Source organism: Sphingomonas sp., from assembly GCF_029239295.1.
In the GTDB taxonomy this organism is placed as follows: Bacteria; Pseudomonadota; Alphaproteobacteria; order Sphingomonadales; family Sphingomonadaceae; genus Sphingomonas.
In genome coordinates this window covers 93,691-117,949 of record NZ_JAQZBC010000002.1, presented here as the reverse complement: position 1 = coordinate 117,949, position 24,259 = coordinate 93,691, and the positions used below count along the sequence as shown (strand labels likewise).

Sequence of the window (24,259 nt, the reverse complement as noted above, 5' to 3'; positions counted from 1 at the left end):
TGTTCGTCAGTTGGCGACGGGTGCCGCAAGAAGTTGCGCGGTCTTTTTCTTGAACGCGCGCAGCTTTTCACCCGACAGCGTCGCGACGCTGGACAGCGGAATCGAGCGCGGATTGACGTTCTTGCCGTTCTTCCACACTTCCCAGTGCAGATGCGGTCCGGTCGACATGCCGGTGGAGCCGACATAGCCGATCACCTGGCCGCGCGAGACCTGCTGGCCGGCGCGCACGGCAAAGCGGCTGAGATGGCCATAGCCGCTCGAAATGCCGCTGGAATGGTCCAGCTTGATGAAATTGCCATAGCCGCGGTTGCGCGCCGCCATGACGACCCGGCCGTCGATCGGGGCGTAGATCGGCGAGCCGTGCGGCGCGGCGAGATCGAGGCCCTTGTGCATCCGCAGGAAGCCCAGCAGCGGGTGGCGCCGCATGCCAAAGGTGGAGGAAATCCGCCCGGTGACCGGCATGCCCATGAAGCCCTGGCGCTTAACCTGGCCATTGGCGTCCCAGAACTGCCCGCCGTTGCCGTCGCCACCCTCCCAGCGCACGAGCCGCAATTTCGTGCGGCCCTGGTCGAGACCGGCATATTGGAGCTGGCCGACCTGCACCTCGCCGGTGGCGGCGCGGGCGTGATCGGCAATCATGTCGAAGGTGGCGCTGGCGGGGATCGAGCCGACTGAGGTCCGCGCGGCGATCGCCTTGATATAAGCCTCGACCAGTTTCGCGGGGGCGCCGGCGGCGCGGGCCGAGCGGTAGAGGCTGGAGCCGACCTGGCCCTTGATCCGCAGCGGCGTATTGTCGATCGCGATCGGGCGCCGCTCCAGCGTCAGCCCCTCTGCCTGGCGATGCAGCACGAGATTGAGGTCGAAGCGGGCGCGGAAGGCGAGCTTTTCGAGCGGCCGGGCAGTGCGGCGATCGTGGCGGCGGCCGAGCGTCAGATCGAGGACGGTGCCGGGCTTCAGATCCTTCAGGCCCACTTCGCTCGCGACCAGCGCGGCGGCGCGGGCGGCATCGGCGCGGCCGACACCGGCGCGTTGCAAGGCTGCGCCAAAGCTGTCGCCGTTGCTCAGCGAGGCCGACAATTCGATCGTTGGACGCTCGGGTGTTTCGGACAGCGGGCGGACGAGATCGTTGGCGGCCATGCGCCGCCCGCTCGAGGCGCCAAGGCCGAGCGGGGCGATCGACAGGGTGCGCGCCTCTTCGCGCTCGGCGCCGATCATTTGCGTGGCAATGCTGCCCGGAAGCGGGCGGATGCCCGGCGCGGTCAGCGTCGCAGCGGCGATCAGGCCGCCGCAGGTCGCCAGGCCGCGCCACCAGTCACGGCTGCCGATGCGCGCGCCCAGATCGGGCACCCAGTCGGTCTGATGCAGCGCGAGGCGGAGGCGGTCGGGCCAGGGGAGGACGCGCACGGGCGCAACGGCACGCCCGAAGCTGCGGGCGCCGGCTGCACCAGCCATTTCCAGTCCAGGCTGCTCACGCAAGAACACGGAGAGAGAGGCGCCCCCAAGCACATAAACGTCGCCGATCAACCCCCGGCGCAGGCCAAGGCGTTGTGGCTGCAAGGTCCTAAAGTCAAATTAACCCGCGAGCCTGCGAGTCGCCGCTGCGCCGGCCCGTTGGATTGGCGGGATGAAATGGAATGGTTGATTCATAGGTGCTTGCGCCCGATGTTGCTGGCACCATGGCTCCCCACGACAACCTCCGCGTCACAGCGGTTCTCGGGCCGACCAACACCGGCAAGACTCACCTCGCCGTGGAGCGGATGGTGGCGCATTCGAGTGGCATGATCGGCTTCCCGCTACGGCTGCTGGCGCGCGAGGTGTATGACCGGGTGGTCGCGATGAAGGGGCCCGAGCGCGTCGCGCTGATCACCGGCGAAGAGCGGATCGTGCCGAAGGACGCGCGCTGGTTCCTGTGCACCGCCGAGAGCATGCCGGTGGACCGCGACGTTGCGTTCGTGGCGCTGGACGAGGCGCAGCTGGGCGCTGACGCCGAGCGCGGGCATGTGTTCACCGACCGGCTGCTTCATGCCCGCGGGCGTGAGGAAACCATGATCCTGGGGTCAGCGGCGCTGAAACCGGTGGTGCGCGCCTTGATCCCGCGCGCCGAGATCGTCGAGCGGCCTCGGTTCTCCGACCTGTCCTATGCCGGCGCCAAGAAGATCAGCCGGCTGCCGCGGCGGTCGGCGATCGTCGCGTTCAGCGCCGAGGAAGTCTATGCCGTGGCGGAGATGCTGCGGCGCCTACGCGGCGGCGCGGCGGTGGTGATGGGGGCGCTCAGCCCGCGCACGCGCAACGCGCAGGTGGCGATGTTCCAGGCCGGGGAGGTCGACTATCTGGTCGCCACCGACGCGATCGGCATGGGGCTGAACATGGATGTCGCGCATGTCGCCTTTGCCGGCTTGCACAAGTTCGACGGCAAGCGACGGCGGCGGCTGACCGTTTCCGAGATGGCGCAGATCGCGGGACGTGCCGGGCGGCACCAGCGCGACGGCACCTTTGGCGCAGTCACCGAAGAAGGGCCGGACGCGTTTCTGCCCGAAGAAGTGCTGGCGATCGAGGAGCATCGCTTCCCGGCGCTCGACTGGCTGTACTGGCGCAACGGCCGCCCCGACCTGTCGACCGTAGACACCCTGTTGGCCTCGCTGTCGGAGCCGCCGGATCACGAGCGGCTGCGCGCGGCCCCGGAGGCGCTTGATCTGGCCGTGGCGCGGCGTCTTTCGGCCGACCCCAAGGTCCGGGCCCAAGCGCGCGGGCAAGTGGAGCGTTTCTGGGCGGTTTGCGGGATTCCCGATTTCCAGAAGCTGGGCGCGGAGCCGCATGCCCGGTTCGTCGGGCGCGTCTTCGACCATCTGTCGACCGGCTATCTGCCGCATCAGTGGTTCGCCGACGAAGTCGCGCGGCTCGACCGGGTCGATGGGGACGTCGAGACGATCGCCGGGCGCGTCGCGGCGATCCGGACCTGGGCCTATATCGCGCAGCGTAAGGGCTGGCTGGCCGATCCGGAGCATTGGGCGGCGCGCACGAGCGCGGTCGAGGAACGGCTGTCCGACGCGCTGCACACCAGCCTGACGCAGCGGTTCGTCGACAAGCGCACCAGCGTTCTGATGAAGCAGATCGGCGCCGGGGCCGGCGCCTTGCCGGTGGAGATCGGTGCCGAGGGCGAAGTGACGATCGATACGCATTCGATCGGCCGGCTCGACGGGTTCCGCTTTGTGGTGGCGCCGGATGCCAGGGCAGCCGACAAGAGGTTGCTGCTGTCGACGGCGGAGAAACAGCTTTCCAAGGAGCGCGACGCGCGCGGCGCGGCGCTGATCGGCGATGAGGACCAGGCGTTCGCGCTGAACGCGGAGGGCGTGATTACCTGGCAGGGGCATGCTGTCGGCCGATTGGCGCGGGGACGATCGGCGGGGCGGCCGGTTGTCATGCTGAACGATGCGCTGGATTGCCTGGCGGCGGCGGTGCGCAAGGCTGCCAATGCGCGGCTCCAGCGCTGGGTCGACGATGCGGTTGCGGCGCAACTGCCGGTGGTCGCGCGGCTGGCGACGATGGCGAGCGACCCGGCGGCGACCGGCGCGCTGCGCAGCGTGGCCCGCGCGATCGAGGCAGGGGCAGGAATGACCCAGCGGCTGCCGATCCGTAGCGCGGTCGAGGCGCTGAGCCCGGAGGAACGCCAGCGGCTGCGCAAGGCGGGGGTGACGATCGGCGCGCTTGACCTGTTCGACCCCCGGACGATGAAGGCGCGCGCCTATCAGTGGCGCGCCGCGCTGCTGCAGGCGGCGGGCCAGCCGCTGAAGGGTGTGCCGCCCGGCGGCGCCTCCGTCCTGCCGCGCGGCGCCCCTGGTGCGGTGCTGATGGCCGGGTATCGCCCGTTGGGCGCCCAGGCGGTGCGGATCGACCTGGTCGAGCGGATCGCGCGCGCGGCACATGACGGGCGCAAGGGCCGCGGCGCATTCACGCCCGACCCTGCGCTGGCGACATCGATGGGGCTGGAACCAGCGACCATCGCGCGGCTGATGACCGAACTGGGCTTTCGCGCGCTGTCGGAAGGACGATGGGCATGGCGCGGGCGCCCACCGGCCAAAACGGTGCAGCCACGCAGCGACAATGCCTTTGCCGCCTTGTCGGAACTGACCTTTGGCTAATCCTCCCGGCGACGACGCCACGATGCGGCTTGACCGCTACCTGTGGTTCGTTCGCCTGGCGAAGACGCGCGAGATCGCGCAGGACATGGCGGTGCAGGGGCGGCTGCGGATCGACGGGCGCCGGATCGAGCGCGCGCACGCGCCGGTGCGGGTCGGCAATATCCTGACGTTCATGAAGGCAGGCAGCGTTCGCGTCTTGCAGATCGAGGCATTGCCCCTACGTCGCGGGCCTGCAGCAGAGGCGCAGGCCTGCTATCGCGAGCTGGAGGCAAAGATCGATTACGCGTCGCCCAAGTGCGACGACGATTGACGCTGGCAAGCAGCACGCATAGCAGCGGCGCCCGATCTGCTGATCGATGGAGGAGTTGAACCGGCCATGACCTATGTCGTCACCGACGCATGCATCCGTTGCAAATATATGGATTGCGTGGAGGTGTGTCCGGTCGATTGCTTCTATGAGGGCGAGAACATGCTCGTCATCAATCCCAGCGAATGCATCGACTGCGGTGTGTGCGAGCCGGAATGCCCGGCCGAAGCGATCCTGCCCGATACCGAGAGCGGCCTTGAGCAATGGCTTGAACTGAACGCGACCTTCTCCGCGCAATGGCCCAATGTCACGCGCAAGGCGGATCAGACGCCGCCCGACGCGGACGAGTTCAAGGGCGCCGACGGGAAGTACGACAAGTATTTCTCCGCGGAGCCCGGCACCGGCGACTGAGCCCGCGCCGGTGATCGGGCCGGCGGAGCGCGAAAAGCGTTCGTGCTGAGGCCGATCGTCGCGGCGGCGACCGCGTAGAATCCCCGATAGCTACCGCGACGATGGTGGTGAAGCGTGGATCGCTGGCGAAATGCCAGCGATGCTGACTGATCGACTCTGGTAATATTGTTGCAACGCTGCTATATGAGTCCGTGACGGGCGCATTGTTCTCGCGCGTCCGCTGGAGTCGCTAACCTTTCACGTCAATTGTGCATGGGCTCAAGCGGGCAATTGTCCGCACAAAGCTTTGCCCCGGCGTGAATCAACCCGGAGGATCCGGATCCTATGGCTGCCAAGGCGCTGCATTTCGATGTCGGTGATTATGTCGTTTATCCCAAGCACGGCGTGGGCCGGGTGATCGAGCTGCAGAAACAAGAAATTGCCGGCATGCAGCTCGAGCTCTACGTGCTGCGCTTCGAAAAGGAAAAGATGACGCTGCGCGTTCCGACCAACAAGGCGGAGAGCGTGGGCATGCGTAAGCTGTCGTCCGACAAGACGATGCGCGAGGCGATGGAGACGCTGAAGGGCAAGCCCAAGGTCAAGCGCACCATGTGGTCGCGCCGCGCCCAGGAATATGAAGCGAAGATCAATTCGGGCGACCTGGTGTCGATTGCCGAAGTGGTCCGTGACCTGTTCCGTGCCGACGACCAGCCCGAGCAGAGCTATTCCGAGCGGCAGATCTTCGAAGGCGCGTGCAGCCGTCTGGCGCGCGAGCTTGCCGCGATGGAGCAGATCGACGAGCCGGCTGCGCAGGAAAAGATCCTGGAGATCCTTCGCGAAGCCGCGGCGATCTACAACAAGGACAAGGTGCCGGCCTGAACCGGCTGATACTGCCGCACGGCGGCGGTGATCGAAAGGGCGGTCTTCCTTCGGGAAGGCCGCCCTTTCGCTTTGGGGCGTCATCCATAACCCGCTGGCCTTTGCCTTTCGCAGCAACGGGTGTATTATGCTGCAAACACACCTAGGCAGGTTGCAATGATGAAATCCGATCCAAAGCATTCATTTGACCGCACCGTCTCCCGCCGGAATGCCGGCACTGGTGTGACGCATGGTCGCCGCCTTGATCGTGCGCGCGGGCGCTCGCTCAGCTATTGGCTGGCGCTCGCGATACTGGTGCCGGTGGCGGCGTGCGGCAGCGCGCGATCGAGCGGCGACGATACGCCGGGGGTCCGCGGCGATGGAGCCGGCGGTACCCGCACCTATGCCGTCTCCAACTTCACGAAGATCGACCAGCGTGGCCCGGATGACGTGGACGTCAGGGTCGGCGCGGGCTTCTCCGTCAGGGCGGAAGGAGACCCGAAGGCGGTCGAGCTGCTGAAGATCGTGCTGGACGGTGACCGCCTGCGGATCACGCGATCGTCGAACAGCGGGATCAACTGGGATAGCGGATCGGCAAAAGTCTATGTCACCATGCCGCGGATCGAGGCGGCGCGCCTAGCCGGGGCAGGCGATGTGACGATCGACCGGGTCGACGGAGCGGCCTTTGACGGCGCGATCTCCGGTGCGGGCTCACTGGCCCTGAACCGCGTGACGGTCGACACGCTGAAGCTGTCGATCGACGGATCGGGAACGGTGACCGCGGCCGGAGAGGCGCAGGACATCGACGTGTCGATCGCCGGCGCGGGTGACGTGGCCGGCGAGCAGCTGCGCGGGACCAAGGCGTCGATCCGGATCGCAGGCACCGGCAATGTTCGTGCCGCGATCGATGGCAATGCGAGCGTGTCGATCATGGGCACTGGCGACGTGGACCTTGGCCCCAAGGCGCGCTGCGAGGTGCGCAAGATGGGCACGGGAGATGTGCGCTGCGGCGGATGAGTGCTTGCGGGCGGCGGTGAACTGGTGCCACCTGCCGCCGATGAACCCTCGCGTGCTTGCCCTCCCGCTTCTGCTGGCCCCTGTTCCCGCGCTCGCGGCCGATCGCGTCTTTTCCGTCGGCAGCTTTGAACGAGTCAGAGTGGATGGCCCGTTCGAAGTGCGGATCGTCACCGGCGAGTCCCCGGGCGCGACAGCCAGCGGCGACCGCCAACTGATCGAGCGGATTGCGATCGCGGTAAATGGCGGAACGCTATCGGTACGGCTGGGCACCGGCGGTTGGGGCGAGACGTTCCGCGCCGACAACGCGACGCCGCCGGTCATCATCCTTCGGACGCCGCGACTGGGCACGCTGGCTGTTTCGGCGGGCGCGCGCGTGACGGTGAACCGCCTGGCGTCGCAGAAAGTGGATGTGTCGCTGGCCGGATCGGGCAGTGTGGTGGCCGAGCGGATCGATGCCGATCAGTTCAGCGCGTCACTGGTCGGCGCGGGTACGATCACCGCGGGCGGGCAGGCCAATCGCGCCCGCCTGATCACTGACGGGCCCGGCGTGATCGATGCATCGAAGCTGGCGGTCAAGGATCTGACCGTGCTGCTGACCGGGCCGGGCGAAACGCGCGCAGCCGCACGCTACACGGCATCGGTGACGAATGCCGGGCTGGGGAAGGTGACTGTCGCGGGCAACGCAACCTGTACCGTGCGCGCTGCCGGGGGTGGCCCGGTAAGCTGTGGCAAGCTGGTCGCGAAATAGGCCGGCCGCGAAATAGGCCGGACGGTACCATCCGGCGGCTCAAGCCCGTGGGCGATGCCGCCGGCGATAATCAGTCGATCAGCGTCATGCCCCGCGGGGCACGACCGATCGCGACTTACTTGATCTTCGCTTCCTTGAACTCGACGTGCTTGCGCACGACGGGATCGTACTTGTTGAAGCTAAGCTTCTCCGTCTTGGTCCGCGGATTCTTCTTCGTTACGTAGAAGAAGCCGGTATCGGCCGAGCTGACGAGCTTGATCTTGACGGTGGTCGGCTTAGCCATGACCCGCGAATCCTGTTCTGTAGCAAACAAAAAAGGAGCGGCGAACGTGGGCGCGCCGCTTCCAACGGTCGGCGGAATGAAGGAAGGGGCCCGGGAAGTCAAGCAGGCGCATGGCTTAACGCCGCCTTCAGGGGGATTCAGTCAATAAGGACGCGACCATGGACCGCCGGAGCCGCGGGCTCCACCGCGATCGCGGGCCGAATCGGCGTTGCAGAGAATGGCCGGGGCAAGATCGGCCAGGGGAAAAGGGACGACGATCGTGGATGCACTGATGGCGGCACTGGTGCTGGGTGCGATCTGCCAGGCGGGGGACAAGACGCCGTGGCTTGCCGCTATCCTGGCGGACCGATTCCGCTCACCCGCGCTGGTGATTGCCGCCGCTGCGGTGGCGCTGGCGGCAAATTACGCCATCGGGGTGGTCGCCGCGCTGTGGATCGCGCCGCTGCTGACCACCGAAGCGCGCCAGTTGCTGCTGGCATTGGCGCTGGTGCTGGCGGGGCTGAGCACGACGCTTCGTTCGCGCACGCCTGACCGGCTGAGCGGCTGGCGGCTGGGGGCACTGGGGACGAGCGTACTGGGGCTGGCGATCATGATCGTCGGTGACCGGATGCAGTTCGTCGTCCTGGGCCTGGCGGCGCGCAGCGACTTGCCCTGGCTGGCGGCGGTCGGCGGGACGCTGGGCGCGCTGGCCGTGGTGGCACCGGCGGCGCTGATCGGGGAACGCCGCTGGCTGGCGCTGCCCCAGCCGATCATCAGGATCGTGTCGGCAAGCGTGCTTGTCGTGACCGGCGTCATCGCCGGGCTGAGCGCGTTGCGGCTGGCATGATGCGCGCCTCGCTCCGGGATTCCACGAGGGAGGGATAGAAACGCCGGTCAGACCGTTGTCGCAACGAATTCCCGATCTGTGAAAGGTATGCACCGTGGCCGACATCGCGCCTGACCTGAAAACCCCCTCTGACCTGCCGCGCAACGACACGCGCACGGTGGGTGAGGCGCTCAATACCTCGCTGGCGAATTGCTATGCGCTGTATCTGAAGACGAAGAACTTCCACTGGCATGTGTCGGGGCCGCATTTCCGCGACTACCACCTGATGCTGGACGATCAGGCGACGCAGATCCTGGGCGTAACCGACGCGATCGCCGAGCGCGTCCGCAAGACCGGCAACGTCACGTTGCGGTCGATCGGCGACATCTCGCGCCGCCAGACGATCACCGACAACGACCGCGATTTCGTGCCGGCCGACGAGATGCTGGCCGAGCTGCGCGACGACAATCTGAAGCTGGTCGAGAGCTTCCGCGCGGTGAAGGAAGCCGCCGAGGAAGCGAAGGACAATGCGACCAGCGGGATCGTCGACGAATGGACCGATCAGGCCGAAGAGCGCGCCTGGTTCCTGTTCGAGGCCAGCCGCAAGGGCCGGAAGTAACCTCCGATGTTGAAATGGGCTCTGATTTTCCTCGTCGCCGGCCTCGTGCTGGGGGCGCTGGGCTTTGGCGGGATCGGCGGCGCGTTCGTCGGTATCGCGAAGGTGCTGTTCTTCATCGCGATCGCGATCTTCGTCATTCTCCTGGTCCTCGCGCTGATGACCGGACGGGCGATCAAGGACGCGATCGACTGACGCTGCCGTTATCCGGCGCGGGCGGGCCAGGTGCCCTGCCGCGCCGGGTGGCGGTGGCTAACCCTCTATGGACGCGCTGGCCGCTCGTCCCGGCGCAGTGTCAGGACCTCAACGCCTGTATCCGTCACCGCGACGGTATGTTCGAACTGCGCCGACAGTTTGCGGTCCGCGGTGACGACGGTCCATTCGTCGTCGAGCGTTGCCACCTTGCGGCTCCCCTGATTGATCATCGGTTCGACGGTGAACACCATGCCGGTGCGGATCGGCGGGCCTGAACCGGCCTTGCCGAAGTTCAGGACCTGCGGTTCCTCGTGCATCTCGCGTCCGATCCCGTGGCCGCAATATTCGCGCACGACCGAATAGCCGTTCTTCTTGGCGTGACGCTCGATCGCGAAGCCGATGTCGCCAATGTGGGCGCCGGGGCGAACCTGCCTGATGCCCTGCCACATCGCCTCCTGCGCCACGCGCGCCAACCGGCGGGCGGGCGGGGCGACGGTGCCGACCAGATAGGTCTTGCTGGAATCGGCGATGAAGCCGTTCTTTTCGAGCGTGATGTCGAGATTGATGATGTCGCCATCGCGGATGATCTCGTCCGCGCTCGGCACGCCGTGGCAGACGACTTCGTTGCGGGAGCAGTTCAGCACATAGCCATAGCCATATTGCCCCTTGCTGGCCGGGCGCGCGGCGAGATCGACGGTGATGAACCGTTCGACCATATCGTTGACCGCCAGCGTCGACATGCCGGCCAGGTTCTGTGCGTCGAGCATTTCGAACACGCTGGCGAGCAGGCGGCCTGACACGCGCATCAACGCCAGTTCGTCGGGAGTCTTGATCATGTCAGGCGATCGACAGCCGTGGCAGATCGGCCGGTACGGCGGCGAGCTGCGCCTTGATGATCTCGTTGAAGGAGAGGGTGGGGTTGGTTTCGGCGAGCATGCCGATCTTCATCCAGAATTCCGCCTGGGCATTGATCGACCGGCACATCACCGCACTCGCGCGGCGGATATCCTCGTGCAGAACGTCGTCAATCTTCACAATGCCCATGCATGTAGCCCTCCGATCACCATCCGGCGCGTATACAAAGCGTATATGGAACGTCAATCGGCACCGACGCGCAGCAGCCAGATGTCGGGTGGCGCGCCGTAGCGCAGCGGGAGCAGGCTGGTGCCAAGACCCGCAGTGGTGAGGACGGTGCGCGCGCCCTCCCGAACCATCCCGCAGCGATAGCGATCGCCATAGCGCGACGGCACCCACAAGGCGCCGACCACCGGCAGGACGATTTGCCCGCAATGCGTGTGCCCGGCGAGCAGGAGGGGAATGTCGGCCGGCATGGCCGGGGCGATGTCGGGGGAATGGGTGACGAGCAGCCGCGGGCCCGACAGGCGGGCGAGCGCGCGCAAAGTCACCGGCAGATCATCGTTCCCGCTATAGGCGTCCCCCACCACGCCGATGGCGAGCGGGCCGCGCTGCGTGGCGGCATTGTCGAGGACCGAAATGTCCGCGGCCGCCAGCGCGGCTGCGACGACGGCGGGATCGCTGTCATGATCGTGATTGCCGAGCACCGCGATGGTGCCGAGCCGGGCGCGCAGCCCGCGGAGCGCCTCCGTCAGCACCGGGGCATTGTCGCGCGCGGTCTGCGCGTCATGACCGTCGATGAAGTCGCCCGCGAGAACGATCAGGTCGGGCGCTGCGGCGTTGATCTGCGCGACGATGCGCGCGAGGCGGGCGCCGTCCATCGCGCCGCCGCCGATGTGAATGTCGCTGGCCAGCGCGATCGTGACCGGCGGCTGGCCGGCCGGCCAGCCGGGCAGCGGCACCGACGCATGGCGGATCACCGGATCGCGATGCGCCTCGCGCCAGGCGAAGACGGCCAGGACACTGGCGGCGGCAATGGCGAGGACAAGAAGTGTGACAAGGAGAGGGTGCCTGCGGATCATCCGGCGTCGCTAGCGTTCGCGGGCGCGCGACACCATCACCGGAGCGGTTCGGGCCTGCCGTGCGTTGGAGCCGCCATGCACGCCTTTGCGCAGCTTCTCGATTCGCTGATCTACACCCGGTCGCGGACTGCGAAGCTAAGATTGATCGGTGATTATCTGAAAACGACGCCCGATCCCGATCGCGGCTGGGCGATGGCCGCACTGACCGGCGAGCTCGACATTCCGGGGATCAAACCGGCGGTGATCCGCGGGCTGATCGAGGAGCGCGTCGACCCGGTGCTGTACCGGATGAGCCGCGATTTCGTGGGCGATTCGGCGGAAACGGTCGCGTTGTTGTGGCCCACGCCGGAGACGCCGGTCCAGGCGGCGCCGCTGTCTGTCGGGGCGGTGGTCGAACGGTTGCTGACGCTGCCGCGCGGACAGGCGCCCGCGGCGCTGGCGCAGATGCTGGACCAGGCCGACTCCGAGGAACGTTTCGCACTGCTCAAGATGGCGACCGGGGCGCTGCGGGTCGGCGTGTCGGCGCGGCTGGCCAAGCAGGCGCTGGCGGATGCCTTCGGGATCGATGTCGATGCGGTGGAAGAGGTGTGGCACGGGATCGACCCGCCCTATGAAAGCCTGTTCGCCTGGGCCGAGGGGAAGGGCGAACAGCCGACGCCCGCCAATGTGCCGGTATTCCGCCCCTTCATGCTGGCGCATCCGCTGGAGGATCTGCGCTTCGATCTGACGGAGTATGCCGCGGAGTGGAAATGGGACGGGATCCGCGTCCAGATCGTGCATGTCGCCGGCGAGACGCGGCTGTACAGCCGCACCGGCGATGATGTGACCCGCGCCTTCCCCGATGTTGCCGCCGCCTTTGCCGAAACAGGCGCGGTGGACGGCGAACTGCTGGTGAAGGGCGAGGCGCAGGGCGGCGCGCTGAGCAAGAACGGCGGGGACGAGGGCGGCGGCGCGGCGAGCTTCAACGCGCTTCAGCAGCGGCTGGGGCGCAAGGTGGTGTCGGCGAAGATGCTGGAAGAAGCGCCGGCGTTCGTCCGGCTGTACGATATCCTGCTGGACGGCGAGGAGGATCTGCGCGCGCTGCCGTGGCACGAACGGCGCGGGCGGCTGGAGGCGTTCGCCACGCGATTGAACCCCGAGCGGTTCGATGTTTCCGTTCTGATCGAGGCACCGGATTTCACCGCATTGGAAGGCATCAGGGCCGGCGCGCGCGATGCGGCGATCGAAGGCGTGATGCTGAAGCGGCGCGATTCGCCCTATGTCACCGGGCGGCGCGCGGGGCTGTGGTACAAGTGGAAGCGCGACCCGCTGACCGCCGATTGCGTGATGATGTACGCCCAGCGCGGCAATGGCCGGCGATCATCCTTCTACAGCGACTATACCTTTGGCTGCTGGACCGAGGATGGCGAGCTGCTGCCCGTCGGCAAGGCCTATTCCGGGATCACCGACGAGGAGCTGAAGCAGCTCGACAAGTTCGTGCGCAACAACACGCTCAATCGCTTCGGCCCGGTGCGCGAGGTGGAGAAAAGCCTGGTGCTGGAAGTGGCGTTCGATTCGATCCACGAATCGAAGCGGCACAAATCGGGCGTCGCGATGCGCTTCCCCCGGATCGCGCGGATCAGGACTGACAAGCCGGCGGCGGAAGCCGACACGCTTGCAGGATTGCGGCGGCTGGTGACATAAATAGCGGGTCTGCCGGAGGCTAGCGTAGCCAGAAAGCAACGATCGAGCCGATGCGCCCGCGAAAACCCAGTGTCGCTTGTCAGCGTGTCTTTCGACGGAGCGGTTGGGAAACATCAAGCACAAGGCCGTAGGCGCCTCGCTTTGATCCTCGAACGAAGCCGCCGATAATCTCTCCCTTGCAGATAACCGGCAGTCGCTCCGGGTTCGCCTGCAAGACGGCAGTGCGTATCTCCTGAGCCTGATCGCGTGGAATATAACCAGCAGGCATGCCCTCGATCATAATACCAACCGCGTTCGGATCAGCAGCGTTGTCGTCGATGAGAAAAAGCTGAGCGACGACGTGCCAATATACTCCTCCACGCCAACGATCCCCGATCACCGTCTCGAATGTTTCTTGGAAGTGGCTCTCTCCTACGATCTCGATTTGGCCCCCGGTAGCGAGCGGAAAGAAGCCATCGATCTTCCACCAGTTTTTCGGCAGTCGATGTCGATCGAAGCCGTCGTTGATCCTCTCTCGGCCAAGTGCCTTAAGGAGCGAACTAAAGAAGCCCAAAGGTTATACTTTCTCGCGAGAGGCGTAACCGATGGGAGCCGTAACATTCATTCGAATGAGGGGTCCAGTGGGCGTCATATTTCCAAGTGGGACGAAGGCGCTTAGGCACGTTACTAGGGTCTGATGTCGCCGATGCTGCTTGCCTCGTTGATGATGATTGCGTCGGGTTCGATCCACGCGCTGGTCAACGGGATCGTGAAGGGTGGCCGCGACAAGGCGGCGGCGCGGGCGCTGACCGATGGATCGGGCGCGATCATCATGCTGCCCGCACTACCCTTCGTCACCATGCCCGATGGCGCTTGGGGGTGGCTGGCCGCCAGCGCGTTGGTGCACGGCATTTATCTGTACGCGCTGATCCGCGCCTATGAGCGCACCGATTTCTCCACTGCTTACCCCGTACTGCGCGGGACGGCGCCGGTGCTGACCGCGATCGTGACGATCGGGCTGCTGGGGGAGCCGGCGAGTGCGGGCGATCTCGTTGGCATCGCGCTGATCGCGGGGGCGATGTTCCTGCTGGTGATCGGGCGGCATCTGGACCGGGCGTCGCTCGGCTGGTCGCTGCTGACGGGGGCGATGATCGCGACCTATACGGTGATCGATGCCTGGGGCGTGCGCGCGGCGCCGACGCCGACCGGCTATATCGCGTGGCTGTTCGTGATGATGGGCGCGGTGACGCCGGTGATGTTCGGCGTCGCGACCAAGGGGCGCGTGTTCGGCGCGGTGCGCAGCCAGTGGCGGCCGGGGGCGATTGCCGGCGCGCTGTCGATCGTCACCTATGGATTGGCGCTGATCGCCTTTTCGATGGGGCCGACCGCGCCGCTTGCCGCGCTGCGCGAGACAGGGATGGTCACCGCGCTGGCGATCGCGATCTTCGCGCTGGGAGAACGGGTGTCGTGGCAGCGCGGGGTCGCAGTGGGCATGATCATGGCCGGCGCGGCGACGATCCTGGCAACGTAACGCGCACTATCTGGCGGGCGCGACGGTGAGGCTGCCGGGGGGGAGCGGCTGGCACAGTTCGCGCGACGGCACGGCGGGGTCGAGCCAGGCGGCCCAGGCGTCGCGGCCGAGCACGACCACTTGCCGCGCGTGATAAGGGGCGATGTCAGGTCCCGGTTCACAGGTCAGCATGGTGAAGGCCTCCCCCACCTCCGGATCCTTGCGCCACAGGCCGGCGATGCAGAACCAGTCGTGACCGACGAGGCGGAACGCCCATTTGTCCTTGCGCTTCGCCTTGGGATCGGCGGGCTTGGTGAATTCGAAAAAGCTGTCGACCGGGATCAGGCAGCGGCCGGTGCGCAGATCGCGACCGTCGGAGCGGAAATTGTACACCGGCTTTCCGCCCGAGCCGGGCCAGCTCCAGCGGCGGGTGACGCATTCTGCCTCGTCCGCGCGGCCATCGACGCCGCGGATGATGATGGTGGGATCGGTGATGCGCACGCTCTCGAGCGGCGCCATGTTGGGGACGCCCTCGGGAAAGACGAGCGGCATGCGTGTCTCACCCCAGTCGTTGCGCAATTCGCCGATGGCGATGCGGCGGGCGGCCTCGTTGCACATGTGCCAGAGGTTAGCGGATCGCAGCGGCCGGCGCCAACCCGCCCTGCGGGAGGGCGGCGCCGGCGAGCGGGTTACTTGGCGGCCAGCGCCTCGGCGATCAGGCGGCGGGTGTTGGCGACGCCGTACAGCTTGATGAAGCTGCCCATGCGCGGCCCCTGGCTGGAGCCGAGCAGGGTTTCGTAGAGCGCCTTGAACCAGTCGCGCAGCTCCGCAAAGTCGCCAGTCTTGCCGATTTCATAGACCGCGTTCTGGATGTCCTCCGCCGAGGCATCTTCGCCGAGCGCGGCGAGATCGGCGTCGAGCCGCTGAAGCGCGGCTACTTCCACCCCCTGCGGCGCGCGGCGCTTCAGCGTGGGGGCAATGAAGTCGCGGTGATAGGCCAAGGCATAGCCGATCATCCGGTCGAGCTCAGGGTGCGCGGCGGGGTTCGCATCGGCGAGGTAATTGCCGAGATAGCCCCAGACCTGCTCCTTGGTGGCGCCTTCGCCCATCACGCCGACCAGGTTGAGTAGCAGCCCGAAGGTAACCGGGAGCGTTGCCGCAGGCACGTTGCCGGTGTGGACGTGGTGGACCGGGTTGCCGAGCTTTTCCTTCCAGCCCTGGGCCGGATAGTTGGCGCGGAACTGCCAGTAATCGTCGACGGCGCGGGGGATGAGGCCGAGGTGAAGCGACTTCGCCTTCTTCGGTTCGCGATAGATGTAGAAGGCGAGGCTTTCGTCAGGGCCGTAGGTGAGCCATTCCTCGATCGAGAGGCCGTTGCCCTTGGACTTGGAGATCTTCTCACCCTTGGCGTCCAGGAACAGCTCGTAGATCAGCCCCTCGGGCTTACAGCCGCCGAGGATCTGCGCGATCTTGCCGCCGAGGATGCCCGAATCGATCAGGTCCTTGCCGTACATCTCATAATCGACGCCGAGCGCGGCCCAGCGCATGCCCCAGTCGGGCTTCCACTGCAGCTTTGCCTTGCCGCCGAGGATCGACTGCTCGACCGTCTCGCCGCCGGGAACGGAGGTGTCGACGAAGCGGATGATGCCGGCTTCGGCGTCGACCACCTCGACCGGGACCTGAAGCACGATGCCGGACGTGGGGCTGATCGGCAGGACGGGGGAATAGGTCGCCTGCCGTTCAGCGCGGAGCGTCGGCAGCATGACGGCCATGATCTTGTCGTAGTTGCGCAGCACGTCGCGCAGCTTCTCGTCGAAGCGGCCCGAGGTATAGTAATCGGTCGACGAGACGAATTCGTAGTCGAAGCCGAAGCGATCGAGGAAGTCGCGCAGCATGGCGTTGTTGTGCGCGGCGAAGCTGTCGAACTTGCCGAAGGGATCGGGGACGCGCGACAGCGGCTTGCCGAGGTTCGCCTCCAGCAGTTCCTTGTTGGGCACATTGTCCGGCACCTTGCGCAGGCCGTCCATGTCGTCGCTGAACGCCACCAGCCGGGTCGGCCGGCCGGTCATTTCCTCATAGGCGCGGCGGACCATGGTGGTGCGCAGCACCTCCTGAAAGGTGCCGATGTGCGGCAGGCCCGACGGGCCGTAGCCGGTTTCGAATAGCATCGGTTCACCGTTCGGCTTGCCTTCCGGCCAGCGCTTCAGAAGCTTTCGCGCTTCCTCATAGGGCCAGGCCTTGGACTCGAGCGCTGCGGCGCGCCGTTCGGGATCGAATGCGTCTGTCATAACGTGGTGCGACGTAGCGACGCGGGCGCGCGATGGCTATATGGGCAACGCATGTCGATCTGGTCCGGCCTTCTCCTGTTGCTCCTCACCGTCGCCGGGATGGAGGGTTTCGCCTATGTCATGCACCGCTGGGTGATGCATGGGCCGGGCTGGTTCCTGCATGCCAGCCATCATCGACCACGCACTGGCCGGTTCGAACTGAACGACCTGTACGGCGCGATCTTCGCCGTGCCGTCGATCGTGCTGATCTGGGGCGGGGTGCAGGGTGGTTGGTGGGAAGGCTATGCCTGGATCGGCGCGGGTATCGCCGCCTATGGCGCGATCTATTTCGGGTTCCACGACATCATCGTGCATGAGCGCGTGCGCACGCGGTATCTGCCGAAATCCAGCTATATGAAGCGGATCGTGCAGGCGCACCGATTGCACCATGTCGTGAATACCAAGGAAGGCACGGTCAGCTTCGGCTTCCTCGTCGCGCCCAAGCCGGAAGAGCTGAAGGCAGAGCTGAAGCGGCGCGGGCGGGCAGGGGTTCGTGCCCCCGCCGGTTCGGATCGGACGTTTGCCGAAAAGTAACCTTCGCGGGGGATAAGGGTGCCATGGACCACGCCATCCCACTTCCCAGCCCGGGCGAGGGCGATGAAAACCGCGGCGCGTTGCGCAAGGCGGTCAAGATGCGCGCGCATCTGCGTGATCGCGGCACCACGCGTTTCGAGATCGAGGTGGTCGACCTGTCCACCACCGGTTTCCGCGCGCAGACCAGCTTCACGCTATGGCCGGGAACGACGGTGTGGCTGACCCTGCCGGGTCTCGCCGGGCTGGAAGCGGTGGTCGCGTGGCGTGACAAATATCGCTACGGCTGCGCCTTCACGAAGCCGCTGCACCCGGCGGTGTTCGACCATATCGTGGCGCTGAGCAACAGCTAGGCCGCGACGGCGCGGCAGACGCGGCCGGGACGGCCGTGATCGTCTGCATGCGCGTTACCCTGATTTACCTAGCCGTCAGTTGGCGGCTCAGGCGGCCGTGCCGCCCACCGTCAGGCCGCCGACCAGCAGCGTCGGCTGACCGACGCCGGCGGGCACGCTCTGCCCACCCTTGCCGCACATGCCGATCCCCTCATCCAGCGCGAAGTCGTTGCCGACGCCAAGCACCTTGGTGAGTACGGTCGGACCATCGCCGATCAGCGTCGCGCCCTTGATCGGCGCGCCGATGCGGCCGTTCTCCACCTTATACGCCTCGGTGCAGGAGAAGACGAACTTGCCCGAGACGATGTCGACCTGGCCGCCGCCGAACGACTTGGCATAGATGCCGTTCTTCACGCGGGAGAGCAGCTCCGTCGGATCGTCGTTGCCGCCCTTCATGAAGGTGTTGGTCATGCGCGGCATGGGTGCGTGCGCGAAGCTTTCGCGACGGCCGTTGCCGGTCGCCTCGACGCCCATCAGGCGGGCGTTGAGGCGATCCTGCATATAGCCCTTCAGGAAGCCGTCCTCGATCAGGATCGTCTCGCGAGTCGGCGTGCCTTCGTCGTCGATGGTCAGCGAGCCGCGGCGATCGCGGATCGAGCCGTCGTCGACGACCGTAACGCCGCGCGCGGCGACCTGCTCGCCGATGCGGCCCGAAAAGGCGCTGGTACCCTTGCGGTTGAAATCGCCCTCCAGCCCGTGGCCGATCGCCTCGTGCAGGAGGATGCCGGGCCAGCCGGGTCCGAAGAGCACGGTGAATTCGCCGGCCGGCGCCGCAACCGATTCGAGATTGACCAAGGCCTGTGCCAGCGCCTCATCAATCGCGCGGTTCCACGTGGCCGGATCGAGCAGCGAATCGTAGAGATAGCGGCCGCCAATGCCGAAGGTGCCGGTTTCGCGGCGGCCATTCTGTTCGACCACGATCGACACGTTGAGCCGCACCAGCGGGCGAACGTCAGTGGCGACGAAACCGTCCGGGCGGACGATTTCCACCACGCTCCAGGTGCCCGACAGGCCGACCGACACCTGCGCGACGCGCGGATCGCGCGCACGCGCGGCGGCATCAATCGTCTGGCACAGGTTCACCTTGTCGGCGAACGGGACGAGATCAAGCGGGTCGCCATCGGTGTAGAGCCGCTGGTTGGTGCCGGTCGGCGGCGGCGCCTTGGCGCTGGTCGACCTATCGATCAGCTGCATCGTTTCCGCCGCGCGCTTGATCGCCGCCTCCGACAGTTCGCTGGCATGAGCGAAGGCGGTCATCTCCCCCGAGACGGCGCGCAGGCCGAAGCCGGAATGGGTATCGTAGCTGGCGGTTTTCAGCCGGCCGTCGTCAAAGCCGAACGCTTCCGACTTGCGATATTGCAGGAACAGCTCCCCGTCGTCGGCGCGCGAGAGGGCGCCCGCGGTGAGCGACAGCGCGGCCTCCGGATCCAGCGAGTCGCGGTAAAGGAACGAGCGGGGATCGAGTGCGGTCATCGTTGGAATGTAGGGTGCATGAGGCGCCGCGCAAAGCCTGTGGATAAAGCTGTGCGCAACTATGTGGATCGGTTCCGGATAAGCCGTGGGCAAGATGTGAGCGACCTGTGGATATCGGCTGAACGGACTGTGGATAAGGCGTGGGTGGGCTGTGGATAACGTGTGAACAGCCTGTGCATGGGCTGTGCACAGCGTGGCAATGCCAGCGATCCTAAGGGTTTGGCGTGGGGTGGTCGGCCGACGAGGCCGGGGCGCGCGGCTTCGAACGACGGCGTGGTGGCGCCGTTCGACGGTTTTGCCGCGTTTCTGGCGGAAGGAGGCGGAGCAAATGCCTGGGCTGCGGGCCGCCAGGGCACACGGGCGTCACGCACGGGCGGCGCAAGTCCGCGTTCAATCCGCGCCGCGGCGTACCTTCAGGCTTGTCGTTGTGCTGATCGGCCGCAGCGACGGCAGCGCGACGTTCCGACGCAGCGGAAGCCCCCGCCGCACAACGCAGCAGGTGGTTCCTATGTCGCGTCGACGGGCGGGTTAGCGCCCGGCGCCGTCGCCGTGATCGGGGAGGGTCGACGGGTCGACGCCATCGGCCGGGCCGCCGATCAGCACGAAACGGCGATCGCAATAGCCGCAGTCGACATAGCCCAGTTCCGAGATTTCCAGCCAGACGCGCGGGTGGCCGAGCGCTGCGGGGATCCCGTCATGCGCGCCATCACAGGCGACGCGGTGGTGCGAAACACGGCTGATCTGGGGCGGCGGCAACATGGGCCCGCGTTAGCAACGTCGTGCTGCGCAAGCAATGACTTGCCTAGCATTCGCGCGCGGCCGGGCGTAACCACCCCGACCATGACCGACGCTGCGATCGCCATCCAGGATCTTTGCAAGACCTATCAGGGCGGCAAGCGCGCGCTCGACGGGGTCAGTTTCGACGTGCCGCAAGGGACCATATTCGGCCTGCTGGGGCCGAACGGCGCCGGCAAATCGACGCTGATCAACATTCTGGCCGGGCTGGTGAACAAGACCAGCGGCACGGCGTCGATCTGGGGCTTCGACATCGACGCCCACCCGCGCAATGCCAAGGCATCGATCGGGATCGTCAACCAGGAGATCCTGTTCGATCCGTTCTTCACGCCGCTGGAAACGCTGGAGATCCAGGCCGGGCTGTACGGCATCCCGAAGGCCCAGCGGCGGTCGATGGAGCTGCTGCGCGCGGTGCATCTGGAGGATAAGGCGAAGGCCTATGCCCGCACGCTGTCAGGCGGGATGAAGCGACGGTTGATGGTGGCGAAAGCAATGGTCCATTCGCCGCCCGTGCTGGTGCTCGACGAGCCGACGGCGGGCGTCGACATCGAGCTGCGCCAGCAATTATGGGCCTATGTCCGCGAACTGAACGCCGGTGGCGTGACGGTGGTGCTGACGACCCATTATCTCGAAGAGGCCGAGGAATTGTGCGATCGCATCGCGATCATCAATCACGGCACGGTCGTCGCCAACGAGCCGACCCGGCAGCTGCTGAGCCGCGCGCAGGAGAAGGTGGTCGATGTGACCGTCGAGCGTGACGTGACGGCGCTGCCCGAGGCGGCATGCTTCCAGAAGATCGCGCTGAAGGGTGAGCGCACGCTGTCGATCACTTACTCCAAGGATCAGGTGAACGCCGGCGAGGTGCTGGCCGCGGTGCAGGGCGCGGGCTTTGGCATCGTCGATGTGTCGACGCGCGAGGCCGACCTGGAGGACGTGTTCCTGAGCCTGACGCGAGCGGCCTGACCGGCCGCTGACGTGGCCCGGCGCCGCGGCGGCATCATTGCTTGGCGGCGGCCTTCTTGGGCTTCAGGTGAAGCAGGCCGGCGACGATCGCACCGACGATGATGCCGAACACCGCCGACAGGGCGGCGTTGACGATCCAGGCGACGACACCCCCGGCGGCGGGCACCGCGTGGCGGGCGCCTTCCGCGGCATGTTCGATCCATTCGGGGATCGGCGTCAGGTGGAATTCGTGAAGCCCGTGGACGATGATTTGCCCGCCGACCCACAGCATCGCGGCCGTGCCGATGATACCGAGCCACTTCAGGACGACCGGCATGGCGGCCACGAGACCGCGGCCGATCGCCCGGGTGCCGCTGTTCTCGCGCTTCGCCAGCGCCAGCCCGATGTCGTCCATCTTCACGATCAGCGCGACGACGCCATAGACGCCGATGGTGATCGCGATGCCGACGAGCGCAAGCGCGATCGCCTGGTTCACGATCGTCTGGTCGGCGAGTTCGGACAGGGCGATCGCCATGATTTCACCCGACAGGATGAGGTCGGTGCGAATGGCGCCGGAAACCTGACGATCCTCAAGCTGCTTGGGATCGGTGACCGCGCACGCTTCCTCGCCATGGTGAGTGCCGGTCAGCGCCTCGATCACCTTTTCGGCGCCTTCGAAGCACAGGAAGGTGCCGCCGGCCATCAGGATCGGGGTGATTGCCCAAGGCGCGAAGGCGGACAGGATGAGCGCCGCGGGAAGGAGCAGGATCAGCTTGTTACGCAGCGAGCCGAGCGCGATTTTCCAGATGATCGGCAGTTCGCGCGCTGGGCTGAGCCCGGTGACGTAGCGCGGCGTGACGGCGGTGTCGTCGATGACCACGCCGACCGCCTTCGTCCCCGCCTTTGCCGAGGCGCCGGCGACGTCATCCAGGCTGGCGGCGGCCAGCTTGGCCAGCGCCGCAATGTCATCCAGCAACGCAACCAGGCCACCAGCCATCTGATCTGATCCTTCAATCCTTCGCCGCCGCTATTGGCGAACGCGCGTAGCGGCAAGGGGCGGACAACGCGGCGCCAAGAAAAAAGGCCGACCCCCGGAGGGATCGGCCATGAAAGTTTTTAGGAGAGGATGCCTGAAAGGCCTGGCACTTGTGCACTGCAGCATGATTCGCTGCAAGTGCAAAGTTGCATGTAACCGGTTGCATAAATTGCATCGCAAGGCGTGGCATCGACTTCGCACCGATGCGGGTTAAGAAGGGAAATGACGATTTCCCCGCCGATTGCCGCCACCCGTTCGCACGCCTTCACCGCTCATGGTGTTACCATCGAGGATCCCTGGGCTTGGCTGAAGGACGCGAATTACCCGGACGTCTCCGACAAGGACGTGCTGGCGTATCTGGAGGCGGAGAACGCCTATTTCGAACAGGCGATGGCGCCGCACCGACCGCTGGTCGACCGGCTGTACGAAGAGATGAAGGCGCGCATCAAGGAGGATGAATCCTCCGTGCCGCAGAAGGACGGCGACTGGCTGTACTGGACCGCGTTCGAGACAGGCGGCGAGTATCGCAAATGGTGGCGCCGGCCGGTCGGGTCGACCGACGACGGCAGTGCGGACGAGTTGCTGCTGGACGAGCCGGCCCTGGCGGCGGGGAAGGAGTATTTCCGGCTGGGCGCCTTTGCCGTGTCGAACGACGGCATGAAGCTGGCCTATGCGATCGACGACAATGGATCGGAACGCTTCACCATCCATGTGAAGGATCTGGCGACGGGCGCGCTATTGCCTGACACGATCCCGGGGATGCTGTCCGACATCGTGTGGACCGCGGACGACGCCGGATTTCTCTACGGCCTAGCCAACAAGGAATGGCGCACCGACAATGCGCGGTTCCACCGTTTGGGCAGCGATCCGGCCGAGGATGTCGAGCTCTACCACGAGGATGACGAGGGCTATCGCGTCGCCGTGGCAGAGACGAGCGACCGGCGATGGATCGTGATCGCGACCGGCGATCATGTGACGAGCGAGGTGCGCCTGCTGCCCGCGGATAATCCGCTGGCCGAGCCGATCGTCGTGGCGCCACGCCAGTCGGGTCGCGAATATGACGTGGATGCGCACGGCGACACGCTGTTCATCCACACCAACGACATTGACCCGATGTGGCGGCTGGTGACCGCGCCGATCAGCGCGCCGGGCGAGTGGACCGAACTGATCGCGCCGAGCCGCCATTTCTACATGACCGGCGTCGAGTGCTACCGCGACTTCTTCGTGGTCGAGGGGCGCGAGGACGGGCTCGATCAGGTGGCGATCCATCGCTACGACGCGCCCACCGTGGCCGAGCGCATCGACTTCCCCGAGGCGAGCTACGCGGCCGGGCTGGGGGACAATCCCGAATATGAGCAGACGGTTCTGCGCGTCGGTTATGAATCGATGGTCACGCCGGGCACCGTCTATGATTATGATACGGCCACTCGCGGGCTGACCGTGCTGAAGGTGCAGGAGATCCCGTCCGGCTATGAGGCGGGGAAGTATCGCACCGAGCGGCTGCACATCACGGCGCGCGATGGCACCGAGGTGCCGGTATCGATCGTCTATCCGGCCGATTTCCCGCGTGACGGCAGCAGGCCGTTGTTCCTGTACGCCTATGGCGCCTACGGTCATGCCATCCCGCCCGGGTTCTCGACCGGCCGGCTGAGCCTGCTTGATCGCGGCTTCGCCTATGCCATCGCGCATATCCGCGGCGGCGACGATCTGGGCCAGCAATGGTACCATGACGGGAAGCTCGCCAAGCGGACCAACACCTTCACCGATTTCGTCGACGTGGCGCGCGGGCTGATCGACGGCAAGTGGACCAGCGCGGGGCGCATCGCGATCGCCGGGCGGTCAGCGGGCGGCGAACTGATGGGCGCGGTGGTCAATTCCGATCCCGAACTATGGGGTGCGGTGATAGCGGACGTGCCATTCGTCGACGTGCTGAACACGATGATGGACGAAAGCCTGCCGCTGACGCCGGGCGAATGGCCCGAATGGGGCGATCCGATCACCGATCCGGCCGCATTCCAGCTGATCCGCAGCTACAGCCCGTACGACAATGTCCGCGCGCAGGATTATCCGCCGCTGTTCATTTCCGGCGGGCTGAACGATCCGCGCGTGACCTATTGGGAGCCGGCGAAATGGGCTGCCAAGCTGCGCGCGACCAAGACCGACGACAATATCCTGCTGCTGAAGACCAACATGGGCGCAGGTCATGGCGGGAAGTCCGGCCGGTTCGAGAGCCTGCGTGAAGCGGCCGAGGAGCATGCGTTCGTGCTGTGGCAGCTGGGGGTAGAGGAGTGATGAT

Annotated in this window: 26 protein-coding genes; 15 read left to right on the top strand and 11 right to left on the bottom strand. The window is 66.3% G+C overall.

The window, feature by feature from the left end; translation table 11 throughout:
- Positions 1–6: 6 nt before the first annotated feature.
- Positions 7–1,452, bottom strand: a complete 1,446-nt coding sequence (locus tag K0S66_RS02175) for a M23 family metallopeptidase (protein WP_301073455.1) — start codon at positions 1,450–1,452, stop codon at positions 7–9.
- Positions 1,453–1,676: 224 nt separating this feature from the next.
- Between K0S66_RS02175 and K0S66_RS02170 the strand changes: the two genes are divergently transcribed.
- From K0S66_RS02170 to K0S66_RS02145, 6 genes are all read left to right on the top strand, one after another.
- Positions 1,677–4,139: a helicase-related protein gene (locus K0S66_RS02170; RefSeq protein ID WP_301073454.1), complete on the top strand. Its 2,463-nt coding sequence runs from the start codon at positions 1,677–1,679 to the stop codon at positions 4,137–4,139.
- Between the two features lie 22 nt (positions 4,140–4,161).
- Complete coding sequence (locus K0S66_RS02165; protein ID WP_301073789.1) at positions 4,162–4,449, top strand: S4 domain-containing protein; 288 nt, start codon at positions 4,162–4,164, stop codon at positions 4,447–4,449.
- 66 nt (positions 4,450–4,515) lie between these two features.
- The gene (gene fdxA / locus K0S66_RS02160) at positions 4,516–4,857 is read left to right on the top strand and encodes a ferredoxin FdxA (protein ID WP_301073453.1); all 342 of its coding nucleotides are present in this window, start codon (positions 4,516–4,518) and stop codon (positions 4,855–4,857) included.
- Positions 4,858–5,181: 324 nt separating this feature from the next.
- Complete coding sequence (locus tag K0S66_RS02155; RefSeq protein ID WP_301073452.1) at positions 5,182–5,715, top strand: CarD family transcriptional regulator; 534 nt, start codon at positions 5,182–5,184, stop codon at positions 5,713–5,715.
- A 159-nt stretch (positions 5,716–5,874) separates the two neighbouring features.
- Positions 5,875–6,711, top strand: coding sequence for a head GIN domain-containing protein (locus K0S66_RS02150; RefSeq protein ID WP_301073451.1), 837 nt, complete (start codon positions 5,875–5,877; stop codon positions 6,709–6,711).
- 40 nt (positions 6,712–6,751) lie between these two features.
- Positions 6,752–7,459: a head GIN domain-containing protein gene (locus K0S66_RS02145; RefSeq protein WP_301073450.1), complete on the top strand. Its 708-nt coding sequence runs from the start codon at positions 6,752–6,754 to the stop codon at positions 7,457–7,459.
- A gap of 115 nt (positions 7,460–7,574) precedes the next feature.
- Here the strand turns inward: K0S66_RS02145 and rpmG are convergent, their stop codons facing one another.
- A complete protein-coding gene (gene rpmG / locus K0S66_RS02140; RefSeq protein ID WP_007407030.1) occupies positions 7,575–7,742 on the bottom strand; it encodes a 50S ribosomal protein L33 in 168 nt (55 codons plus the stop codon).
- A 259-nt stretch (positions 7,743–8,001) separates the two neighbouring features.
- Between rpmG and K0S66_RS02135 the strand changes: the two genes are divergently transcribed.
- The 3 genes from K0S66_RS02135 (at position 8,002) to K0S66_RS02125 (ending at position 9,358) form a co-directional block, all read left to right on the top strand.
- Positions 8,002–8,568: a TMEM165/GDT1 family protein gene (locus K0S66_RS02135; RefSeq protein ID WP_301073449.1), complete on the top strand. Its 567-nt coding sequence runs from the start codon at positions 8,002–8,004 to the stop codon at positions 8,566–8,568.
- A 94-nt stretch (positions 8,569–8,662) separates the two neighbouring features.
- A complete protein-coding gene (locus K0S66_RS02130; protein WP_301073447.1) occupies positions 8,663–9,166 on the top strand; it encodes a DNA starvation/stationary phase protection protein in 504 nt (167 codons plus the stop codon).
- Between the two features lie 6 nt (positions 9,167–9,172).
- A complete protein-coding gene (locus K0S66_RS02125) occupies positions 9,173–9,358 on the top strand; it encodes a DUF1328 family protein (RefSeq protein WP_301073446.1) in 186 nt (61 codons plus the stop codon).
- 65 nt (positions 9,359–9,423) lie between these two features.
- On the opposite strand, the gene map is transcribed toward K0S66_RS02125, so the two are convergent.
- The 3 genes from map to K0S66_RS02110 are packed head-to-tail and all read right to left on the bottom strand — an operon-like array spanning position 9,424 to position 11,295.
- Positions 9,424–10,194, bottom strand: coding sequence for a type I methionyl aminopeptidase (gene map / locus K0S66_RS02120; protein ID WP_301073445.1), 771 nt, complete (start codon positions 10,192–10,194; stop codon positions 9,424–9,426).
- Position 10,195: 1 nt separating this feature from the next.
- Entirely contained in the window at positions 10,196–10,402 is a 207-nt protein-coding gene (locus tag K0S66_RS02115; protein ID WP_301073444.1) for a ParD-like family protein, read from the bottom strand.
- Positions 10,403–10,455: 53 nt separating this feature from the next.
- Positions 10,456–11,295: a metallophosphoesterase gene (locus K0S66_RS02110; RefSeq protein ID WP_301073443.1), complete on the bottom strand. Its 840-nt coding sequence runs from the start codon at positions 11,293–11,295 to the stop codon at positions 10,456–10,458.
- A gap of 75 nt (positions 11,296–11,370) precedes the next feature.
- Between K0S66_RS02110 and K0S66_RS02105 the strand changes: the two genes are divergently transcribed.
- Positions 11,371–12,978 carry a cisplatin damage response ATP-dependent DNA ligase gene (locus K0S66_RS02105; protein WP_301073442.1) on the top strand — a complete coding sequence of 536 codons (1,608 nt, stop codon included), beginning with the start codon at positions 11,371–11,373 and terminating at the stop codon, positions 12,976–12,978.
- Positions 12,979–13,057: 79 nt separating this feature from the next.
- On the opposite strand, the gene K0S66_RS02100 is transcribed toward K0S66_RS02105, so the two are convergent.
- Complete coding sequence (locus K0S66_RS02100) at positions 13,058–13,531, bottom strand: hypothetical protein (protein WP_301073441.1); 474 nt, start codon at positions 13,529–13,531, stop codon at positions 13,058–13,060.
- A 123-nt stretch (positions 13,532–13,654) separates the two neighbouring features.
- On the opposite strand from K0S66_RS02100, the gene K0S66_RS02095 reads away from it, so the two are divergent.
- Positions 13,655–14,488 (top strand): DMT family transporter, encoded by an 834-nt coding sequence (locus tag K0S66_RS02095; protein ID WP_301073440.1) that lies wholly within the window; start codon positions 13,655–13,657, stop codon positions 14,486–14,488.
- Between the two features lie 6 nt (positions 14,489–14,494).
- Here K0S66_RS02095 and K0S66_RS02090 read toward each other — a convergent pair whose 3' ends face one another.
- Positions 14,495–15,085 (bottom strand): SOS response-associated peptidase family protein, encoded by a 591-nt coding sequence (locus tag K0S66_RS02090; protein WP_301073439.1) that lies wholly within the window; start codon positions 15,083–15,085, stop codon positions 14,495–14,497.
- Positions 15,086–15,156: 71 nt separating this feature from the next.
- Positions 15,157–16,755: a lysine--tRNA ligase gene (locus tag K0S66_RS02085; protein ID WP_301073438.1), complete on the bottom strand. Its 1,599-nt coding sequence runs from the start codon at positions 16,753–16,755 to the stop codon at positions 15,157–15,159.
- A gap of 51 nt (positions 16,756–16,806) precedes the next feature.
- Between K0S66_RS02085 and K0S66_RS02080 the strand changes: the two genes are divergently transcribed.
- Together K0S66_RS02080 and K0S66_RS02075 are read left to right on the top strand one after the other, a co-directional pair.
- A complete protein-coding gene (locus tag K0S66_RS02080; protein WP_301073437.1) occupies positions 16,807–17,328 on the top strand; it encodes a sterol desaturase family protein in 522 nt (173 codons plus the stop codon).
- A gap of 23 nt (positions 17,329–17,351) precedes the next feature.
- Positions 17,352–17,678, top strand: a complete 327-nt coding sequence (locus K0S66_RS02075) for a pilus assembly protein PilZ (protein ID WP_301073436.1) — start codon at positions 17,352–17,354, stop codon at positions 17,676–17,678.
- A gap of 87 nt (positions 17,679–17,765) precedes the next feature.
- Here the strand turns inward: K0S66_RS02075 and tldD are convergent, their stop codons facing one another.
- Together tldD and K0S66_RS02065 are read right to left on the bottom strand one after the other, a co-directional pair.
- Positions 17,766–19,190, bottom strand: coding sequence for a metalloprotease TldD (gene tldD, locus K0S66_RS02070; protein ID WP_301073435.1), 1,425 nt, complete (start codon positions 19,188–19,190; stop codon positions 17,766–17,768).
- A gap of 528 nt (positions 19,191–19,718) precedes the next feature.
- Complete coding sequence (locus K0S66_RS02065) at positions 19,719–19,949, bottom strand: zinc-finger domain-containing protein (protein ID WP_301073434.1); 231 nt, start codon at positions 19,947–19,949, stop codon at positions 19,719–19,721.
- Positions 19,950–20,030: 81 nt separating this feature from the next.
- Here K0S66_RS02065 and K0S66_RS02060 point away from each other — a divergent pair, with 81 nt between their 5' ends.
- Positions 20,031–20,948: an ABC transporter ATP-binding protein gene (locus tag K0S66_RS02060; RefSeq protein ID WP_301073433.1), complete on the top strand. Its 918-nt coding sequence runs from the start codon at positions 20,031–20,033 to the stop codon at positions 20,946–20,948.
- Positions 20,949–20,982: 34 nt separating this feature from the next.
- Here K0S66_RS02060 and K0S66_RS02055 read toward each other — a convergent pair whose 3' ends face one another.
- A complete protein-coding gene (locus K0S66_RS02055; RefSeq protein ID WP_301073432.1) occupies positions 20,983–21,924 on the bottom strand; it encodes a DUF808 domain-containing protein in 942 nt (313 codons plus the stop codon).
- Between the two features lie 261 nt (positions 21,925–22,185).
- On the opposite strand from K0S66_RS02055, the gene K0S66_RS02050 reads away from it, so the two are divergent.
- A complete protein-coding gene (locus tag K0S66_RS02050; protein ID WP_301073431.1) occupies positions 22,186–24,255 on the top strand; it encodes a S9 family peptidase in 2,070 nt (689 codons plus the stop codon).
- Positions 24,256–24,259: the final 4 nt, after the last annotated feature.

Coding starts and splice junctions, on each gene's coding strand:
- K0S66_RS02175 (WP_301073455.1), bottom strand. CDS start 1,452: ATGGCTGGTGCAGCCGGCGCCCGCAGCTTCGGGCGTGCCGTTGCGCCC.
- K0S66_RS02170 (WP_301073454.1), top strand. CDS start 1,677: ATGGCTCCCCACGACAACCTCCGCGTCACAGCGGTTCTCGGGCCGACC.
- K0S66_RS02165 (WP_301073789.1), top strand. CDS start 4,162: ATGCGGCTTGACCGCTACCTGTGGTTCGTTCGCCTGGCGAAGACGCGC.
- fdxA (WP_301073453.1), top strand. CDS start 4,516: ATGACCTATGTCGTCACCGACGCATGCATCCGTTGCAAATATATGGAT.
- K0S66_RS02155 (WP_301073452.1), top strand. CDS start 5,182: ATGGCTGCCAAGGCGCTGCATTTCGATGTCGGTGATTATGTCGTTTAT.
- K0S66_RS02150 (WP_301073451.1), top strand. CDS start 5,875: ATGAAATCCGATCCAAAGCATTCATTTGACCGCACCGTCTCCCGCCGG.
- K0S66_RS02145 (WP_301073450.1), top strand. CDS start 6,752: ATGAACCCTCGCGTGCTTGCCCTCCCGCTTCTGCTGGCCCCTGTTCCC.
- rpmG (WP_007407030.1), bottom strand. CDS start 7,742: ATGGCTAAGCCGACCACCGTCAAGATCAAGCTCGTCAGCTCGGCCGAT.
- K0S66_RS02125 (WP_301073446.1), top strand. CDS start 9,173: ATGTTGAAATGGGCTCTGATTTTCCTCGTCGCCGGCCTCGTGCTGGGG.
- map (WP_301073445.1), bottom strand. CDS start 10,194: ATGATCAAGACTCCCGACGAACTGGCGTTGATGCGCGTGTCAGGCCGC.
- K0S66_RS02115 (WP_301073444.1), bottom strand. CDS start 10,402: ATGGGCATTGTGAAGATTGACGACGTTCTGCACGAGGATATCCGCCGC.
- K0S66_RS02110 (WP_301073443.1), bottom strand. CDS start 11,295: ATGATCCGCAGGCACCCTCTCCTTGTCACACTTCTTGTCCTCGCCATT.
- K0S66_RS02105 (WP_301073442.1), top strand. CDS start 11,371: ATGCACGCCTTTGCGCAGCTTCTCGATTCGCTGATCTACACCCGGTCG.
- K0S66_RS02095 (WP_301073440.1), top strand. CDS start 13,655: ATGTCGCCGATGCTGCTTGCCTCGTTGATGATGATTGCGTCGGGTTCG.
- K0S66_RS02090 (WP_301073439.1), bottom strand. CDS start 15,085: ATGTGCAACGAGGCCGCCCGCCGCATCGCCATCGGCGAATTGCGCAAC.
- K0S66_RS02085 (WP_301073438.1), bottom strand. CDS start 16,755: ATGACAGACGCATTCGATCCCGAACGGCGCGCCGCAGCGCTCGAGTCC.
- K0S66_RS02080 (WP_301073437.1), top strand. CDS start 16,807: ATGTCGATCTGGTCCGGCCTTCTCCTGTTGCTCCTCACCGTCGCCGGG.
- K0S66_RS02075 (WP_301073436.1), top strand. CDS start 17,352: ATGGACCACGCCATCCCACTTCCCAGCCCGGGCGAGGGCGATGAAAAC.
- tldD (WP_301073435.1), bottom strand. CDS start 19,190: ATGACCGCACTCGATCCCCGCTCGTTCCTTTACCGCGACTCGCTGGAT.
- K0S66_RS02065 (WP_301073434.1), bottom strand. CDS start 19,949: ATGTTGCCGCCGCCCCAGATCAGCCGTGTTTCGCACCACCGCGTCGCC.
- K0S66_RS02060 (WP_301073433.1), top strand. CDS start 20,031: ATGACCGACGCTGCGATCGCCATCCAGGATCTTTGCAAGACCTATCAG.
- K0S66_RS02055 (WP_301073432.1), bottom strand. CDS start 21,924: ATGGCTGGTGGCCTGGTTGCGTTGCTGGATGACATTGCGGCGCTGGCC.
- K0S66_RS02050 (WP_301073431.1), top strand. CDS start 22,186: ATGACGATTTCCCCGCCGATTGCCGCCACCCGTTCGCACGCCTTCACC.